13 protein-coding genes are annotated in these 18,860 nt (G+C 35.7%); 5 read left to right on the forward strand and 8 right to left on the reverse strand.

Annotated features, from left to right (window positions below; genetic code table 11):
• The first annotated feature begins 49 nt into the window (after positions 1-49).
• The gene (locus ACFIJS_RS05000) at positions 50-634 is read left to right on the forward strand and encodes a YqgE/AlgH family protein (protein WP_375650413.1); all 585 of its coding nucleotides are present in this window, start codon (positions 50-52) and stop codon (positions 632-634) included.
• A 41-nt stretch (positions 635-675) separates the two neighbouring features.
• Here the strand turns inward: ACFIJS_RS05000 and ACFIJS_RS05005 are convergent, their stop codons facing one another.
• From ACFIJS_RS05005 to ACFIJS_RS05035, 7 genes are all read right to left on the reverse strand, one after another.
• Positions 676-3,561, reverse strand: a complete 2,886-nt coding sequence (locus tag ACFIJS_RS05005) for an EAL domain-containing protein (RefSeq protein WP_375650415.1) — start codon at positions 3,559-3,561, stop codon at positions 676-678.
• Between the two features lie 400 nt (positions 3,562-3,961).
• The gene (locus ACFIJS_RS05010) at positions 3,962-5,236 is read right to left on the reverse strand and encodes a M16 family metallopeptidase (RefSeq protein WP_375650416.1); all 1,275 of its coding nucleotides are present in this window, start codon (positions 5,234-5,236) and stop codon (positions 3,962-3,964) included.
• Positions 5,237-5,319: 83 nt separating this feature from the next.
• The gene (thrC, locus tag ACFIJS_RS05015) at positions 5,320-6,717 is read right to left on the reverse strand and encodes a threonine synthase (protein WP_375650418.1); all 1,398 of its coding nucleotides are present in this window, start codon (positions 6,715-6,717) and stop codon (positions 5,320-5,322) included.
• 595 nt (positions 6,718-7,312) lie between these two features.
• Positions 7,313-7,678: a hypothetical protein gene (locus ACFIJS_RS05020; RefSeq protein ID WP_375650419.1), complete on the reverse strand. Its 366-nt coding sequence runs from the start codon at positions 7,676-7,678 to the stop codon at positions 7,313-7,315.
• Between the two features lie 206 nt (positions 7,679-7,884).
• Complete coding sequence (locus tag ACFIJS_RS05025; protein WP_375650420.1) at positions 7,885-8,232, reverse strand: hypothetical protein; 348 nt, start codon at positions 8,230-8,232, stop codon at positions 7,885-7,887.
• A 179-nt stretch (positions 8,233-8,411) separates the two neighbouring features.
• A complete protein-coding gene (locus ACFIJS_RS05030; RefSeq protein ID WP_375650421.1) occupies positions 8,412-8,768 on the reverse strand; it encodes a hypothetical protein in 357 nt (118 codons plus the stop codon).
• Between the two features lie 1,849 nt (positions 8,769-10,617).
• Positions 10,618-11,313 carry an HAD family hydrolase gene (locus ACFIJS_RS05035; RefSeq protein ID WP_375650423.1) on the reverse strand — a complete coding sequence of 232 codons (696 nt, stop codon included), beginning with the start codon at positions 11,311-11,313 and terminating at the stop codon, positions 10,618-10,620.
• Positions 11,314-11,684: 371 nt separating this feature from the next.
• Between ACFIJS_RS05035 and ACFIJS_RS05040 the strand changes: the two genes are divergently transcribed.
• Positions 11,685-12,773, forward strand: a complete 1,089-nt coding sequence (locus tag ACFIJS_RS05040) for a site-specific DNA-methyltransferase (RefSeq protein ID WP_375650442.1) — start codon at positions 11,685-11,687, stop codon at positions 12,771-12,773.
• A 724-nt stretch (positions 12,774-13,497) separates the two neighbouring features.
• On the opposite strand, the gene mutY is transcribed toward ACFIJS_RS05040, so the two are convergent.
• Positions 13,498-14,556: an A/G-specific adenine glycosylase gene (mutY, locus tag ACFIJS_RS05045; protein WP_375650424.1), complete on the reverse strand. Its 1,059-nt coding sequence runs from the start codon at positions 14,554-14,556 to the stop codon at positions 13,498-13,500.
• A gap of 142 nt (positions 14,557-14,698) precedes the next feature.
• On the opposite strand from mutY, the gene ACFIJS_RS05050 reads away from it, so the two are divergent.
• The 3 genes from ACFIJS_RS05050 to ppdK all read left to right on the forward strand — a co-directional run bounded on the left by ACFIJS_RS05050 (position 14,699) and on the right by ppdK (position 18,783).
• Entirely contained in the window at positions 14,699-15,199 is a 501-nt protein-coding gene (locus ACFIJS_RS05050) for a DUF721 domain-containing protein (protein WP_375650425.1), read from the forward strand.
• An 82-nt stretch (positions 15,200-15,281) separates the two neighbouring features.
• On the forward strand, positions 15,282-15,938 hold the full coding sequence (locus ACFIJS_RS05055) for a DsbA family protein (protein ID WP_375650427.1): 657 nt from the start codon (positions 15,282-15,284) through the stop codon (positions 15,936-15,938).
• Between the two features lie 178 nt (positions 15,939-16,116).
• Positions 16,117-18,783 carry a pyruvate, phosphate dikinase gene (gene ppdK, locus ACFIJS_RS05060; protein ID WP_375650428.1) on the forward strand — a complete coding sequence of 889 codons (2,667 nt, stop codon included), beginning with the start codon at positions 16,117-16,119 and terminating at the stop codon, positions 18,781-18,783.
• Positions 18,784-18,860: the final 77 nt, after the last annotated feature.

Here is an 18,860-nt window from a genome sequence, read left to right on the forward strand (position 1 = left end):
GCTAAATGAACAAACTTTTATCATGTAAATTATGGAGAATAACGGATTAATGAAGCGGTGTAATGGCTTTTTAGGTGGACAATTACTCATAGCAATGCCTGGGATGAATGACAAACGCTTTATTCGTTCTGTTATTTATATTTGTGCGCATTCTGATGCCGGTGCGATGGGGATTATTCTCAATCAATTGCATCATATTGATTTTCCAGAGCTTTTGCTTCACTTGGGAGTCATAGATAGCGGCCAAAAAAAAAGTCTTTCTGAACCAATAAAACAATTTCCAGTTCGCTATGGTGGTCCTGTTGATCCTTCGCGTGGTTTTGTTCTTCATTCAGATGATTATGCTTGTGAAGAAACTGTTTTTATTGCAGATAAGGTTTGTTTTACTGCGACAATTGATATATTAAAAGCGATCAGTTGCGAACAGGGTCCGCAACATGCACTGGTAGCATTAGGCTATGCTGGATGGAAAGCGGGGCAACTTGAGGCAGAAATTTCTACAAATGGTTGGCTAATCAGTTCTACATCACCTAGTTTTCTTTTTGAAAGCAATTTAAGCTGCAAGTATGATAAAAGTTTAACACGCATGGGTATCGATCCAACTTATCTTGCTTCTGAAATGGGACATGCGTAGGCTTTTTCTAAGCTTTTTAACTTTACACCTTATTTTATCCCTTATGTTTTTATTTTATAAGAGAAATGGCTCTGAACGAGGGTAATTAATTCTTCTATGGCAATCGGTTTCGTTACAAGTGTGCTTTGAACGTATTTACAGCCTTCTTGACGGAGGAAGATTGCTTCTTTTTCATTTTCAACACCTTCTGCGATAATTTGCAAATTAAGATCTGTTGCCATATTAATGATAGACTTGAGAACAATTTTCTTCTTAAGAGAGTCGATTGAGATAAGTGAACGATCAAGTTTAACCATATCAAATGGATAACGTACGAGATAGGTCAGAGACGAAAAACCTGTTCCAAAATTATCAAGTGCGAGATTCATTCCAAGAGTTTTAATTTGTTCGAGAAAGTGTGCTGATTGTTCAGGATTAGTTCTTAAGACAAATTCAGATATTTCAATCATCAAATGCCCTTTGTGGAGCGGATGGCGAAGCAAAGCGGCACGTAATTGACTGACAAAACGAGGATGAATCATTTCTGCGCTTGGTAAATTAATTGAAATAAAGAAAGATTGTTGGGAAAACTTTTCTTGTACGTTTATAAGATCGATAATGGCATTATCGATGATAAATTGTAACAAATCCATAACAATTTGTTCGTTTTCTACGATTTTTATGAAATCAGAGACATTTAAATTTCCATACGTGGGATGATGCCATTCTACAATTGTTTCAAAACCAATAATATGTCCGTCTGATAAATTAAGAATAGGGTGGTAGAGGATTTTCATCTCATTACGTTTTATGGCATAATGAATATCTTTCTCCAGGGTATTATGTTCGAGACCCAAAGTGCGAAAATTAGGACGAAAAGGTTCAATATGGTTTCCACCCATTTGTTTTGCGCGAATCATCGCTAATTCACTATCATTAAAAATATCTTTAGCCGTCGATCGGCTTTCACTCCATGTAACCAATCCGATAGAGGTTGAAAGGATTATTTTGTTTTCTGAAAGTGAAATAGGTGCTGAAATTGTTTTGTGCAAATGATCTGCAAATGCTGCAATTTTTTGTGGTTCAGTTTCACTGAGTAAAATAATTGCAAAGCGGTCTGCTGAAAGGCGCGATAAGGTGTCTTGAAAGTTAATGAGACGATTTAAACGACGTGCGATTATAAGCAGTACAGTATCCCCAACTGCTATGCCTAATTTGCGATTAATCTGGCGAAAATTGTCAAAATCAATCATAAAGACAGTCGGTCTAATTTTGATATTTGCTTTCGCTAAAGAGGTATAATTTTGTAATCTATCAAAGAAAATTTGCTGGTTAGGAAGTCCGGTTAAGCTGTCGTGGATTGCATCATGTAATAAGCGTTCTTCGGATTTTTTATGGTTAGTAATATTGACAATGGTTCCAATGACACGTGTGATTTTTCCATCTTTTTGCATAGCCGGACGTGCACGAAGAGAAAACCAATGATAATAACCACCACCGGAGGAAAGTCGAAAAGTTTGATCGATGCGCCCTTTTTTATTTTTAAGAATGATATCCAATACGGCTTGAAAGCGTTCACGATCATCATGGTGCAAGGCTGAAATCCAGTTGCGCATAGGTCCATTGAGGTTATGAATTTCAGTACCAAAAAGGGTTGCCATGTTTGGATGTACAACAATACGGTCACGCTCAATATTCCAATCCCAAATAATATTTCCAGCTCCCTTTGCTGCGAGTACTTGTTGTTCAAGGTCGGAAAATATTCCTTCATGGAAAGCGTCATTAGAAAAAGTTTGTTGCAGGACAGTAAAGCTGATGAGAAGAACAATGAGCACTAATCCCCCCGCTAATGCTGGCTGGATAATATCATTGTTTAAATATCCTGCTATGCAGGCATAGGCTCCAAAACACCAAAAGCTAATGAGCAACCATGTGGGAATAAGCATAATGGCGCGGTCATAGCTTCTGATTGAGAAATAGATGATCAATATTATACCAAGCACAGCTGTAAGGCCAAAAGACAAACGCGCAATTCCAGTTGCTCTGATTGGATCATAAATAGCAAAGGCTTCTAGACTGCAAAAGGCAATGGTCCAAGCGATAGCACCGTAACTAAAATGATAATGCCAGCGGTTAAGGCTGAGATAGGTAAAAAGAAAAATGAAGAGCGTAGCGGTAAGTGCTACTTCTGTGCTAGCACGCCAGATTGGTTGTGTTGTGAGTGTAACTGCAAAGAATTTATTTAAAAAGTTGAAGTCAATACCAATATAAAAAAGCACTGCCCAGGCAACAGCAGCTGTTGCAGGAAACAGCCCTGTTCCACGGACGACGAAGAGAACAGTTAACAAAAGCGCTAAGAGACCTGATATCCCAAGAAGAATACCATGATAAAGCGTATAAGAATTAATTGCATCTTTATAAGCTTCAGGTTGCCATAAATAGATTTGCGGTAGATTTGCAGAGTTAAGTTCGGCCACAAATGTAACAACAGCACCAGGGTTAAGGGTAATACGGAAGATATCAGAGTTTGCACTAAGTTGACGATCGAGGGAAAAACCTTCGCTTGGCGTTATGGATTGAATCCTTGATGATCCAAGGTCTGGCCAAAAAAATCCAGAACGTGCCATGCGGTAATGGGGGGCAACGATGAGACGATCGACTTGTTCATCTGTTGGATTTGCAAGAGAAAAAACTGCCCAATCTCCCGAAAATTTTTCATTTTTTGCCTGCACTTCAATACGCCATACAATACCATCTGGTCCTGGCGCTGTACTTGTTTGAAAAATAGAGTTGTTTGTATGGTGAATTTCAATTGCTTTTGAGAGATCAAGAGCAGCATCCTGAGAAGAAATTTTAACTGGCTCAATTGCTTGTGCTGATGTAAGATGGACAAGAGAACTAACAACTACAATGAAAATGATGTCAATTATTTTACGCAAACTCTTCACAATGTCCCACTCTCAATATTTTAGGACGTTTAATTTTCATTTCGATTTTTGAGAAAAAACGTCCACCTTTTATAATTTATTTACATAATAAACTGTTATCACTTTTTCTTAAGTTATGTGATTTTATATACAAATAAACCACATACTCATTTGCTTCAATGGAATTTGAAGCGAATGAAGTTTTATCTTTTAAAAGGGCAAAGTTAAACCGTGAATTTCCAGATTTCACGGATATACCTTCACTAATTAGAATCTTTATCATATGAAGCATGAATTGGGTAGTTTTGTACGCCTCTTTGCCCAATATTTCCAAAACTTATTTAATGAGGAGAGCTTTTGTGGTAAATTTTATGATAAAATATGTGTATGTTATTGTGATGCTGCTTTGAAAAGAAGTTTTTTACTTTAGCTTGTATGAAAGAGTTGACGTTAAATCATCAAAATTCATGAGGGGACCTACAGGTCCGACAGCAGTTAGTGTTGGAGTGGAATTTGTAAAAAGACGATGTGCTAAATCAGTTAATCTTTTAGGAGTGATGAGATTGAGGCGTTCAATTGTTTCCGATATTGGAATTGGTCGACCATAAAGGAGTATTTGGCGAGCAATGAGATGTGCTTGACTAGAGGGATTTTCCTGTGACATTGTAAGATTCGCACGATATTGCGTTTGTGCTCGTTGCAGTTCATTGGCGTGAATATTTTTGCTGACCTTGGAAAGTTCATCAAGAATCACAGGAATAAGTTCTTTGAGTCCTTCTTGACCGGTAGCTGCGTGAACACCAAAAAGCCCAGTATCTGAAAATCCCCAATGAAAAGCATAAATAGAATAGCATAATCCACGTTTTTCTCTTACCTCTTGAAAAAGACGTGAAGACATACCACCACCAAGAATGATTGAAAGAATTTGGGCCGCATAAAAATCACGCGCGTGATAAGCACGCCCTTCAAACCCTAAAACAACTTGTGTATCCATTAAATCGCGATATTCACGAAAGTCGCCACCGACGTAATTTGCAAGATTAGTAAGAGGTGCGGTTGAATGGGAGCGAAAAGTACCAAGACGACTTTCAACTTCTTGCAAGAAACTTTCGTGCTTTACAGCTCCTGCAGCAACGACAATCATACGATCTGCACTATATTGTTTATTGATGAAATCATGGAGATCAGTAGATGTAAATGATTGAATAGTTTCAGCTGTTCCTAAAATAGAGCGTCCAAGGGATTGATGACGAAAGGCTGTTTCTGTAAAGTGATCAAAAACAATATCATCAGGAGTGTCATGGGCGGCACCAATTTCTTGAAAGATTACTTGTTTTTCTCGCTCTAGTTCATCGTCGTCAAATTTTGAATGCATTAAAATATCGGCTAAAATGTCTATAGCAAGTGGGATATCGCTTTTAAGTACACGTGCAAAGTAAGCTGTTGTTTCAATACTAGTTGTGGCATTGATTTCACCGCCAACATCTTCAATATCGGTTGCAATTTGAAAAGCAGTGCGGTTTTCGGTTCCTTTAAAAGCCATATGCTCAAGAAGATGAGCAATACCGTGCTGTGTGGAGGTTTCATTGCGTGAGCCTACTTTAACCCATATTCCGAGGGCAACACTATCAATTTGTTGCATTGTATGTGTGGCGATAGTCAAACCATTACTAAGGCGACATATATCTACATCCATGTATTTACAACTCCATTAAATAAGCTAAATACCTCATTGTAAGGGTATTAGAATATTCTTGATTTAAATTAATGCAGCTAACTTTAATAAGATGCACGCGATTTTAAAGAAATATAATCTTTTACTATTTTTTCATCATTAGCAAGACTTATAAAGTGTTCTTCGCGTTTCATTACATCATTGAGATGAGATGGCCATGGGGCATGAAGGCCACAAGCACTTTTAATAGTATCAGGAAATTTAGCTGGATGAGCTGTGGCAAGGACGATCATTGGAATATGCGGTTTTTTGTTTTCACGCGCTACTTGAAGAGCGACAGCTGTATGTGGATCAACAAGATAGCCACTTTCCTTATAGACACTATCAATTGTTTGAGCTGTTGCAGCCATGTCACTTTTCCCAGCGGAAAATAGGGAACGAATATTTTTGAGTTGCTTTTCATTAAGAGTAAAACGTCGTGATTGTTTCAAGTTTTCCATTGCATTGCGAATCCAGATTGGATCACGATTGCCACTTTCAAAGAGCAAACGTTCAAAATTAGAAGAGACCTGAATATCCATAGAAGGTGATGTTGTATGAACTATTGGTTGTGTTTTGTAAGTACCACTTGCCAATGTACGTGCAAGGATGTCATTATCATTCGTTGCGATGACCAGTTGAGCAATGGGTAATCCCATACGGGCCGCGACATAACCTGCAAAAATATCACCAAAATTTCCAGTAGGAACAGTAAATGAAACAGCTCTATCAGGAGCTCCTAAGGAAAGTGCAGATGAAAAATAGTAAACAATTTGCGCCATGATACGCGCCCAATTTATAGAATTAACACCTGAAAGCGCTCTTTTTTTACGAAAATTGTGGTCATTAAACATTGCTTTGACAAGAGCTTGGCAATCATCAAAATTTCCTTCAATGGCAATGGCATGAACATTTGAACATTGATTGGTTGTCATTTGTCGTTGTTGAACAGGTGATACACGTCCTTTAGGAAATAAAATAAAAATATCTGAGTGTTCTTTTCCAGCAAAAGCTTGTATCGCAGCCCCTCCTGTATCACCTGATGTTGCAGCAATAATCGTTGCACATCTATTTTTTTCAGTCAAAACATAATCCATCAGTCGAGAAAGAAACTGCATTGCGACATCTTTAAAAGCTAAAGTAGGACCATGAAAGAGTTCAAGGATAAATTCATCTGCTCCAGTTTGTCGTAACGGACAGATTGCTGGATGGTGAAAGGTTGCATAAGATTCAGCGATCATATTTTCAAAAGCTGTATATTCGATTTCGTTATTCACAAAGGGCCACAGAATAGTTTTAGCAATTGTTGTATAGGACTGACCACGAAGTGCTCGTAACGCATCAAATGATAGCTGAGGAAATTTATCTGGCAGATAAAGTCCCCCATCATGAGCCAGCCCAGTCATGATCGTTTCAGTAAAGCCTAGAACAGGGGCTTCACCTCTTGTGCTGATATATTTCATGAATCTTTTCTTTCATTTATTTTCAGTAAACTGATAAAATTCTATATTTCATGTTTTTAACAATATTAAAATTATTAAATGAATGAAAGTTTGTTTGCTTATGCTCATAAATAATGAAGAATCAATGGCATTTTTAAACACTTTAATATAACATCAAGAAAAGTTTTTATATTCTTAAAACTTAGCTCTGTCATCCGTTAATTTATTTTAAATTTGTGTTACTTTTTAAATATTTGGATAAATGCACAGAATAGTATTTCTTGAAGAATTTTTTACAAAAACTTAATTGCTAATGTTTATTTTCTGATCTTAACTTTGTGTAATCAAAAACGCATTTATCATTAATCTCTATTGCATATTATGACTCATGTTGGAGGATTTATGAGGTGATTTCTTGGCATTTCGTGCACAAACTGTGTATTGAGAGAGATCTTTATTCAGACTAAATTATGCGTTTTCATGCTAAGAGATATTATATTTATCCCACGCGGTATTATTAGTAATGAACAAAGCCTCTATAGAAAGCACAACAAAATCCTGCCCCAATTATTTGAAGCAGGATGTAATTTAAACATTGCTTTAAATTATTTTGGAATTATCTGGTTAGACCTACTACTATCCCGATTATTCCGCTGAATATGGACATAAAAGCGCCAGAGAGTATACCAAAAATTAAAGATCCCGTTATAGTAAAAGTTCCTATTGTAATGGGTTCGAAAAACACATTCTCAATTTTTCCTTCAATGGGAGCTTCATTTCCCACTCCATAATTTAAATTTGGTACATAGAGAGTATCCATAGGCATTGCTTCTTTTTTTCCTTGTTTCATTACAAAAAGAGAAATATCTTTTTGTTGTGGGGTGTTGCTCGAATGATTTGCATTAACATTCACAACTTGTAAAAGAGAAAAAGCAATCACTATAAAAATATTTAACACGTAATTTTTAAACACTTTTGTCATAATTTCACCTCAAATTCTTTCTGACTTCAGCGTGGATAATTTAACGCCTCAGCGGAGCTGGTGAACACACTAAGGAGATATAAGTGCGTGCAGCTCTTTTTTCTGTGGTGAGGGTTATTGTTTTTGTTCAATAACAATGAACAAGTGTGGATATACTTGAGAAATTAGAAAATTTTGTTTTTATAAGTTTCAATTTAAATACAGAGTTATCTAGGTCCTTTTATATAATTTATTATCGCCGCTATGACAAAGCACACTAGGGGTGCTAAATATCCTATTAAAAATGACAAACCGAAATCTCCTATTATGACGGTCTCAGCTACTTTCTCAACTCTTCCTTCAACAGTAGTCCCATTTTTTGCTTCATAGCTTAAATTGGGAACGTAGAGAGATGCGATATGGGTTACTTTCTCTTTTACCTGACTGATTACAGAAGCATCTTCTCGTTGTAAGTTATTGCTCGAATGATTTGCATTAACATTCACAACTTGTGCAAGAGAAAAAGCAATCACTATAAAAATATTTAACATATAATTTTTAAACACTTTAATCATAATTTACCTCAAATATTTTATACTATTCAATATATATGCATAAATTTATACTTTGGATATTCGGATGTAATCTATAACATTTATATTTTGTAGCAATAGAAGCATCATTATGTAATTATTTACAATAAATCATAGATACATAATGAAGATATTATCCTAGAGTTCTAGACGAGGTTGAATTATTTGAACATCAACATTATGTCCTTTATCCAACTTATTATTGATCCTATAAGGCTTATTGCATATCCAGCAGACAATACTCCTATTCCGATAGTTATAGGCTCAACGACCTTTTCAATTTTCCCTTCACCTGTTGTTCCATTTTCTGTTTGATAACTTACAGATGGAACATAGAAAGCAGTCCTAGAAACTACATTGGATTTCGCATACTTTACTTGTTCCATTGGTAAGACAGAAAGTTTCTCTTTTGGAATATCGTTTTTCAAACAGTTTGCATTAACATTTACAGTTTGTGAAATAAAAAAAGCACTCGCTATAAAAATGCTTAAGATATAATTTTTAAATATTTTCACCATAATGTTACCTCAAATATACATAATTTTTATATATCTCATACTATATACAATATATATATTTCTATATGTATTTTTAGTCAATAATAAAAATACATATAGAAATATATATATATTTTTTTATGAACATTATTGTAAAAAAACAACAGTAATGATTACAAAAATATTTTTTAAAATTTATAAAATAATTTTATTATGTGTTATATATAAAATAATATGTGGTTATCGTATAATTTTTATAAAATGATATAAATATTATTTTTTAAAATAGATTTATATATATAATAAAATTGATAAAACTTTTTACATATTAAATACAAAAAATTATTTAGTATCAATATTATAATAAAAACATGAAGATTATGATGTGTTTATAAAAATATTATTTAATTTATTATTCAATGGTTATTAATTGTATAATGATAGAATAATTCTACTGCTTACTTTAATATTAATTATATACATTTATGTTATAGCTATTAAAAAAATTACAGTTTTCTCTCTATAGTATAAAGTAGAGATCGAATTGGATAGAGATAAGTGATATTATCTTTTTTCGCCAATATGAACAGCATATGACTATGATGTAAAGCAGTGTATAGAAGAATATCAATTCAGACACATTTATGAGTGCCGAAAGATCAGCATTGGATAATATTTTTCAATATTTTCTTCTTTCCAAACTGAAAATCCGCTTCTATTTTTAGAAAGGGTGTTTTTCCTAAAGTTGGATTACTTTTATTTCATTGCTTATTTAAAAAGTCTATTAAGTGCTTTCGGAAAGTTTTGAGCAACTACTGGTATCTCTTTACGTTGTTTAACATTATTATATGTTTCATCTTTATGTGCTTTTTTAAGAAACCCTTCTCAAGGTACTTAAGCCTATTTTGTAATGATAGATATGATGATAAAGCCCTATAATATAAAATTCTTAGGGCATCAGAATCTTTGACGTTTGTAAAGAAGAAAGATGGCATTGCCATACACTTTGCTCGTTCCTAATGTTGCTACAATTTTTGCATCTTGAGATGAGTCATGAAGAGGCATTTTTATTTCTTTATTTAATTCAGTATATCCGGATTTGAAATGAAAGAATCTTACAATATTCGGTTTTTTTGTTTAATTTGAATAATGATAAATTATGATTATAAATCAATATGTTGTCTGTAAATTACTTGGTGTGAAATGTTTTTTTATAAAATGTACATCTTCATAAGAATGTATTCTTTTTGTCTTTTGTAATTTTAGGGAGGTTATACCAATTGATGCAGTTAAAATACTATTTAAGCAGCAAAGTAAATAAGCCTTCAACAAGTTTACGAGATTTGGATTGAGGAAATATAAGCCCTTGTAACTCAACAAAGATGCTTTTGTTGTTTTCAATAAACTCTTGTGTTCTATAGATTCCGCGAATTTTAATATATTTTTCCATAATCAATACGCACATACCCTACAATTTTACCATAGTCTATGATTTTTTTTGATCAGATGAAAGAGGCTAGCAATTTTCACATTTTATCGAGCAAGGCATCGTAATATTTCTTTTTTGACAAATAGAATAATCGATCAGGATGGACTGTTGAGGTTGGGAGTGTTTGAGATAGATAAGCAGGGTTTGATTTTTATGAGTTTGCACCCCTGTTTTTTGCTTTTTTAAGCACGTGCATGGTTAACTGACTTATGATTGCTCAACGAGGTGCTATATTTTTTCCTTCACATTGAAATGCAATTCACCCGTGTTGTGAATTACGCATTTATTAAAGTTATATAAAGAAGCAGCGAGAAGAGAAGGACATTTGAGTAAAAATGTTTCTTACAAGACTTCACAAACTGATATATTGAAGAGATTTTTTTATAATAGATCTCGCCATACTGCCATTGCTTTTAAGACTTCTCCTAAATGAGCGTGTTTTGCGATAACTGTTTCTGCACCAGCTTCTGCAAGTGCATTAGAGTGGCCAAGATAGCTATGTGATCCTCCCGTAAAGCCGATGACACGCATGCCTGCTGCTATGGCTGCGTGTACACCATTAAGTGAATCTTCTATAACGATAGTGTTTTGGGGCTCTACCTGTAATTGTTGTGCGGCAAAAAGGAAAACATCAGGGGCCGGTTTTGTTCTTTTTGTTCCAACTTCAGGTGCTGAAAATATTTTACCTTCAAAAAGGTCATAGAGATCAACCGTGGTGAGCATCTCTTTTATATCTACGCTTTTTGCATTAGAGCAGATACAGTAGGGATAGTGTGTTTGAATAATTTCTACGGCTTCTCTTACATCATCAATAGCCCGTAATTTAGTTTTCATTTGTGTACGAAAAATATTAGTCATCTGATCTATGAGATGAGCAGAAATTGGTTTTTCTATTTCCTGTTCAACGTGTTTAAGAATATCGCGAAAGATAAGCCCTGAAAAACGCTCACTCAATTCCTCTGGTGATATTTCATATCCTGTTTGTTTGAGCAATTGAGATCCAATTTTTGCTGCAAGATATTCAGAGTCGACGAGAACTCCGTCACAATCAAAAATAATAAGATCTATCTGAGGCATAAGATATTCCTTTACATGTTACGAGATGGATAACTTTCATGAAAACGACATTGAGAGGATCTTATTTCATAAAAATACGCTTTGAAAATGATTCTTAATTCTTTTACGAAATAAAAGATATGGGAACAGTACATTGAAAAAAAGAAAAATAAGGTTTCATTCATATGAAAGTTTTTTTATTTAAAAAAACAAAAACAATTATCAATTTTGTAGAACTTTAACGATACGTTTACGCTATTTTGTAAATATGGATTGGTAATGCGGGCCTATAAACTATTTTGGTTGATTATAGGGCAAATTCAGTTAATTTTGTTGGGTTTTTCATGACAGTTATTCAGCTACAAAAAGATTTCCTTCGTACTCCCTTACAGATGCCATGGCGCAATAAAATTTTTAAAGGAGATTGTGTTTCCGTTCTAGAAAAACTTCCAAAACATTCCGTTGATATGATTTTTGCGGATCCACCCTATAATTTGCAATTGGATGGAGCTTTATACCGTCCAGATCATTCGCTTGTTGATGCGGTTGATAATGCATGGGATCAGTTTGAGAGTTTTGCTGCTTATGATGCTTTTACCCGTGCATGGTTGCTTGCTTGTCGTCGTGTATTAAAACCCAACGGAACACTTTGGGTTATTGGATCTTACCATAATATTTTTCGAGTTGGGACAGCATTACAAGATTTAGGTTTTTGGATGCTGAATGATATTATTTGGCGCAAAAATAATCCGATGCCTAATTTTCGAGGGCGCCGTTTTCAAAATGCTCATGAGACGCTTATTTGGGCTGTGCGAGATCAAAAAGATAAAAAGTATACATTTAATTATGATGCCTTAAAAGCGGCAAATGAAGATCTACAAATGCGTTCAGATTGGCTTTTCCCTCTCTGCACTGGAGCTGAACGTTTAAAGGATGATTCAGGGCGTAAATTACATCCAACACAAAAACCGCAAGCGTTATTAGCGCGTATTATTATGGCTTCTAGTAAACCTGGTGATGTTATTCTCGATCCGTTTTTTGGTTCGGGAACAACGGGTGCTGTTGCCAAGCTTTTAGGGCGTGATTTTGTTGGGATTGAACGCGAGCAAGATTACATTGATGCAGCATGTGAGAGAATTGCGGCAGTTAAACCTTTAGCGCAACCAGAACTAGCGATTTTGGATAGAAAAAAAGCAGAACCGCGCGTAGCATTCAACAGTTTACTTGAAGCAGGTTTACTCTATCCTGGAGAAGTTCTTTATGATCGCAAGAAGCAAGTATCTGCTATTGTAAGAGCTGATGGTACGATTATGCATGGTGGTGAAGCGGGCTCAATTCACGCAATGGGAAGAAAGGCTCAAGATTCGCAGAGTTGTAACGGTTGGACCTTTTGGTATTATGAGGAAAATGGACGGTTGAAGTCCATAGATCATTTAAGAATGATCATACGTTCACAAATGTTAAAAACGGGTGTTTTATGAACTAAGCTGATCGCTTCATTTTATTGACCACCAATGTACCTGTCTTAGATGTTTTTTATTGACACACTAATCTCGCTTGTAAGCGGCAAGCAAGTATTTTTATGCTTCTTATAAAAGAAATTAAAATGAGAAATTCTCACTCTATGTTCTGATTTTAGTTCCAAAACAGTAAAATTTCACTATAATTTTATAAAAATGAAATAACAGAATTAAAAGGTTCATTCAGAAGTTCAAAATTAAATACTTTTTTAAGGGAATATGTACATCTATAAAGTACGTACAATATATTGATTTATAAAGCTAATTTAGTTTTATTCATATTGAGTTTCCCCCGAATATCGTCAAATTTTCTTATTTCAAACCTGTTCTATATTGAATCAATGAAAATTACTTGCTTGCATGTCATAAGCGGGGTTGGCGTGTGAATAAAAATTGTTAAAGAAAGAACTAAAAGTACCTCTTACGAACCTATTTCAAGTGTCAAGAGTTGTTGTAAGGGGCTGGTAAATATAACGATGGTGACGGCTTGCTCCGTCATAAGCGAAAAAAGGATAGATCCTGAAATTTAAATCTAAGATTTCTAAGCTTTTCTATCCCTCCTTAATTCTTATCTGTAGAAAAAATTGGTTATTTCATTTTTTTAAATTTTTCTTTTACAGATTAATAAATGATCGCTAGAGATACAAAAGTCTCCGTTAGAAAACATTTTTACGAATAGGGAAGGTTATTTAAATCTGAAAGAATTAGGAAGTGCTACGGAAATGGCTTTTTTCATAACAGTAGGTAATGCTTCTTCGGCAAGATGTTGAATGTTACACCACCAACCATTTTTACAATTCATTTCATGAACATCCTCAGTATAGTAAACATCGAGTTTTAGAGAAAAGTGAGTAAAAACATGCGTAATTTGTCCTTTGAATTTCCAATTGGCAGTAAAGGGTGCGTTTTGGAGCCCATTTTCGTTGTTTATGCCAATATTGTTAGGAATTTGGGTCATTCCACCAAGGAGCTTTTTTTCTTGTCGTTTTTCCAAATAAATTTGTCTCTTTTTATTAAGGACCACAAAAGCAATACCTGTTTTTGAAGGGCGTTCTTTTTTAGGGGCTTTGACTGGAAAAGATTCCGGTTGTTGCATCTTTTCTGCTTTGCATAAACATTGAAGAGGGCAGGTATAACAAGATGGTTTGCGTGGAGTACAAATTGTTGCTCCCAAATCCATCATTGCTTGAGCAAAGTCACCAGGACGATTTAAAGCAGTAATTTTTTGTGTTTTTTCTTTAATTTCAGCTTTTGCTTTTTGTAATATTGAAGTGATAGCAAAAAGGCGCGCTACCACACGTTCGACATTACCATCAACTACTGCTACAGGGTGGTTAAAAGCAATTGCAGCAATGGCTGCGGCAGTATAATCTCCAATACCGGCTAGAGTTTGCAATTCTTTTACAGATTGTGGAAATTGTCCCGCGTAGTTTTCAACAAGCTGTCGCGCACATTTTTTAAGATTACGTGCGCGTGAATAATAACCAAGTCCAGCCCATGCTTTCATGATGTCATCTTGTGAGGCTTTTGCTAAAGAGAAAAGATCAGGCCATAGTTTTAGAAACTTTTTAAAATAAGGCTTAACTGTTTCAACGGTTGTTTGTTGAAGCATGATTTCAGAAAGCCAAACTTGATAAGGATCAGGACGGATACCTTGTTTTTGCTTTTCGGGGGTAATCCGCCATGGAAGGTGTCTGTGATTTTGATCGTACCAAGCAAGGAGGTGCGAAGGAATTTCATACATGATTGTTTTCAAGCATAAGGAGATATAAAATGCAAAAGAAAAAATTATTTATTTTGTTAACATTTCATAAATTGAGGAGGCAACAATTTTTAGGTGAAACAAATGATTTTAATTTAGTAAGCTGTTGAACAATGATCTAAAAATGAGAAAACAACTAAAAAAACGTATCTTTTATTCTCTTTCTGAGACGGTATACAAAATACTTGATCCAGTTTTACGTAAACGGACAGGGCTTAATGTAGCGCTTATAGAACATTGGCCACAAATTGCAGGCGATGATATTAGTGAACATACAATGCCGCTTAAAATTATTTGGAAACGTCGTGCAGATCAAGATGAAGTTTTTCAGCCAGCAACACTTGTTGTCGCATGTGAAGGATTTTCTGCGTTAAAATTGATGCATGAAACAGAGGAATTACTTCATAGAATTAACGGATTTTTTGGCTATATTGCTATTGATCGCATTAAGATTGAGCAAAGGAGTATGTCGGTTTTTATGAATCACTTGCCTCTAAAACCGCCTTTGAGTGAACAAGACAAAAAATGCGTAGAAAAAATGCTTGAAGGAATTGAAGATAAAAGCTTGCGCCAATCACTTTATAAACTTGGCTGTTGCATTTTCTTGGAAAAAAATAATAAATAGAAAGATATTTTATATATTTTTCTTTAATATATGAGAAAGCATTGGATTCCTATTCATTAATAACAACAGAAAAGTATTATTTATGGTAAAATATCGTTCTTTTTTATCTTTCGGGATAATTTTTCTCTTCATAACGATTGTACAAAACAGTGTAACAGTTGCTTTAGCGCGTGATCCCAAACCAGTGGCAACTGTTGATATGGCAGAGATTCTCCAATCGAGTAAAGTAAAGGACCGCTTTGAGGGAGAGGCAGATGCGCCAGTCGTCATTGTTGAGTATGCTTCGTTGACCTGTACACATTGTGCGTATTTTTATAATCATATACTTCCTCAAATTCGTAAAAAATATATCAAAACAGGAAAAGTAAAACTGATTTTCCGCGATTATGCTTTTGATCCTCGGGCAACAGCAGGTTTTATGTTGGCACAGTGTGCACCAGAAGATCGCTATTTTCCTTTGATAGAAGTTTTATTTCAAAAACAAAATGAATGGGCTTTCGGCAAAGATGCTCTAACACCATTGAAAAAAATTGGCTTAATGGCTGGTTTTACAGATGAAAGTTTTACTGCATGTTTGAAAAATCAAGCTATTTTAGATGAAGTGAATGCATCCTTTGAGCGTGGTAAAAAACTGGGTGTTACAGCAACGCCTACTTTCTTTATTAATGGTAGTAAATATGAAGGTGCCATGAAAGTAGAAGAATTTTTTTCGGTGATTGATAGTTTTCTTAAAAACTGAATCTTAATCTTCCAGAAGATGGATAGTGATACTTTTGGTCATTATCTCTTTTGGAAGGATTAATACTGTGCATTTATGAAGCGATATTTTTTGTTGAGCCGATTTTGAATCAAATCATTGCTTTTAAGTAAGCCTAGGTTGAATGATATTTTGATGCTGATATGGGAGGATTTGTATAATGAAAAAATGGGTTTATAGTTTTGGAGATGGAAAGGCAGAAGGAAGTGCAAGTGAGCGTAACCTTCTCGGAGGTAAAGGAGCTAATTTGGCAGAAATGAGTAATCTTGGTTTGCCCGTACCACCCGGATTTACGCTGACAACAGAAGTTTGTAATTTTTATTATGCCCATGACAAATCATATCCAGAAGAGCTACAGGAATCTGTTAAGCAAGCACTAAGACGCGTTGGTGAACAAACAGGACGTGAATTTGGGAGTGAGCAAAAGCCACTTTTGCTGTCTGTTCGTTCAGGGGCTAGGGCTTCTATGCCAGGAATGATGGATACAGTGCTTAACCTTGGCATGAATGATGAGACTGTAAAAGCCATTGCTTTACAAGCTAATAATGAACGTTTTGCTTATGATAGTTATCGGCGTTTTATCCAAATGTATTCTAACGTTGTTTTGGGGTTAGATCATTCGTATTTTGAAGAGATTCTTGATGAAGCAAAAGTACGCAATGGTTACACTATTGATACAGAAATGACAGCAGATGATTGGAAGAATATTATTACTTCTTATAAAGCATATGTTGAAGAAAAATTAGGAAAACCTTTTCCTCAAAATCCTGAGCAGCAGTTATGGGGAGCAATTGGAGCCGTTTTTTCAAGTTGGATGACAGCACGTGCAGTTACTTATCGCCGTTTACATAGTATTCCTGAAAGTTGGGGAACGGCAGTTAATGTGCAAGCTATGGTTTTTGGCAACATGGGTGAAGATTCGGCAACAGGTGTTGCTTTTACACGCAATCCATCGACAGGGAGAAAAGAACTTTATGGTGAATTTTTAGTTAATGCGCAAGGGGAAGATGTTGTGGCGGGCATTCGAACGCCTCAAAATATTACAGAAAATGCGCGTATTGTTGCTGGTTCAAATAGACCGTCGTTAGAAAGAATTATGCCTGAGGCTTTTTTGAAATTATGTCAGATCGCGCAGAAGCTTGAGCAGCATTATCGGGATATGCAAGATCTCGAATTTACCATTGAAAAAGGTAAATTATGGATGCTTCAGACTCGTTCAGGAAAACGCACGGCTCGTGCGGCTCTCAAGATGGCAATTGAAATGGTTGAGGAGGGGTTAATAAACCAGGAAGAGGCTGTGATGCGTATTGATGCAAAGTCGCTGGACCAACTTTTGCATCCAACACTTGATCCCAAAGCAGAACGTTTTGTTATAGGACGTGGTTTACCTGCTTCTCCTGGAGCCGCAACTGGTGAAATTGTTTTTACTTCAGAAGAGGCAGAAACTGTGTCGGCGGAAGGTCGCAAGGTTATTTTGGTCCGTGTAGAAACAAGTCCAGAAGATATTCATGGTATGCATGCTGCAGAAGGAATTTTAACAACGCGTGGCGGTATGACAAGTCACGCTGCTGTTGTTGCGCGGGGGATGGGGAAACCATGTATTTCTGGTGCTGGCAGTGTGCGGATTGATTATAATACAAATACGCTGTTTGCTTCAGGAGAAAGTTTTAAAAAAGGTGATGTTATCACACTTGATGGTGGAAGTGGAGAAATTTTCAAAGGGAAAGTTGCAATGTTGCAGCCTCAGCTTTGCGGAGATTTTGCAAAATTAATGGAATGGGCTGATGGGATGCGACGTATAAGAGTTCGCGCTAATGCTGATACACCATCTGATGCCCGTATGGGGCGCTCTTTTGGGGCTGAAGGTATAGGTCTTTGCCGTACGGAGCATATGTTTTTTTCTGATGAACGTATCGTTGCTATGCGTGAAATGATTTTAAGTCATGATGAAAGTGGTCGTCGTAAAGCACTAGATAAGCTTTTGCCAATGCAGCGTTCAGATTTTAGTGAATTATTTGAAATTATGTGTGGTTTACCTGTTACTATCCGCTTGCTAGATCCACCATTACATGAATTTTTGCCTAAAACGAAAGCAGAAATTCTTGATGTTGCAACAGCTATGGGTGTTTCTGCTGAAGTGCTTGCTGAACGTGCTCAGCAGTTGCACGAATTTAATCCTATGCTTGGATTACGCGGATGCCGTTTAGCTATTACTTATCCTGAAATTGCAGAAATGCAAGCGCGGGCGATTTTTGAAGCAGCAGCAGAAGCTGCCCAAAAATCTGGATCTTCTGTTATGCTTGAAATTATGGTGCCACTGGTTGCGCTTAAATCTGAACTCGATTTTGTAAAAGCGCGTATTGATCAGGTTGCTAAGGAAGTGATGAAAGAAAAGGGAAGCACTATTCAATATATGGTTGGAACGATGATTGAGCTTCCAAGGGCAGCGCTTCGAGCAGATGAAATTGCTGAAACTGCTGAATTTTTTTCATTTGGAACAAACGATTTGACACAAACCACTTTTGGAATTTCCCGTGATGATTCTGCTCCTTTTTTGGCAACCTATTTTCAAAAAGGTCTTTTAGAGCAAGATCCTTTCATGACTATTGACCGTGATGGAGTAGGAGAACTTATTAACATTGCTGCACAGCGTGGACGCTCAAAGCGCTCAAAAATAAAATTGGGAATTTGCGGTGAACATGGGGGCGATCCTGCCTCTATTGCTTTATGCGAAGAAAATAACTTAGATTATGTTTCGTGTTCTCCTTTTCGAGTACCAATTGCTCGTTTAGCAGCAGCCCAAGCCGCGATAGCAAAAAGGATATAATGGGTTAATATTTTCTTGTTGTATAGTTATTACTGAAATAAATTTTTATATATTCTTTTATTTTCTTTAATAAAGGA

Origin of the sequence: Bartonella sp. OT172YNZD (genome assembly GCF_042193725.1) — a bacterium.
Classification (GTDB): Bacteria; Pseudomonadota; Alphaproteobacteria; order Rhizobiales; family Rhizobiaceae; genus Bartonella; species Bartonella grahamii_A.

Excerpts from the sequence above, each read along its gene's own strand:
- thrC (WP_375650418.1), bottom strand. The coding sequence starts at position 6,717 with ATGAAATATATCAGCACAAGAGGTGAAGCCCCTGTTCTAGGCTTTACT.
- ACFIJS_RS05000 (WP_375650413.1), top strand. The coding sequence starts at position 50 with ATGAAGCGGTGTAATGGCTTTTTAGGTGGACAATTACTCATAGCAATG.
- ACFIJS_RS05025 (WP_375650420.1), bottom strand. The coding sequence starts at position 8,232 with ATGATTAAAGTGTTTAAAAATTATATGTTAAATATTTTTATAGTGATT.
- mutY (WP_375650424.1), bottom strand. The coding sequence starts at position 14,556 with ATGTATGAAATTCCTTCGCACCTCCTTGCTTGGTACGATCAAAATCAC.
- ACFIJS_RS05030 (WP_375650421.1), bottom strand. The coding sequence starts at position 8,768 with ATGGTGAAAATATTTAAAAATTATATCTTAAGCATTTTTATAGCGAGT.
- ACFIJS_RS05035 (WP_375650423.1), bottom strand. The coding sequence starts at position 11,313 with ATGCCTCAGATAGATCTTATTATTTTTGATTGTGACGGAGTTCTCGTC.
- ACFIJS_RS05040 (WP_375650442.1), top strand. The coding sequence starts at position 11,685 with ATGCCATGGCGCAATAAAATTTTTAAAGGAGATTGTGTTTCCGTTCTA.
- ppdK (WP_375650428.1), top strand. The coding sequence starts at position 16,117 with ATGAAAAAATGGGTTTATAGTTTTGGAGATGGAAAGGCAGAAGGAAGT.
- ACFIJS_RS05055 (WP_375650427.1), top strand. The coding sequence starts at position 15,282 with ATGGTAAAATATCGTTCTTTTTTATCTTTCGGGATAATTTTTCTCTTC.
- ACFIJS_RS05010 (WP_375650416.1), bottom strand. The coding sequence starts at position 5,236 with ATGGATGTAGATATATGTCGCCTTAGTAATGGTTTGACTATCGCCACA.
- ACFIJS_RS05020 (WP_375650419.1), bottom strand. The coding sequence starts at position 7,678 with ATGACAAAAGTGTTTAAAAATTACGTGTTAAATATTTTTATAGTGATT.
- ACFIJS_RS05050 (WP_375650425.1), top strand. The coding sequence starts at position 14,699 with ATGAGAAAACAACTAAAAAAACGTATCTTTTATTCTCTTTCTGAGACG.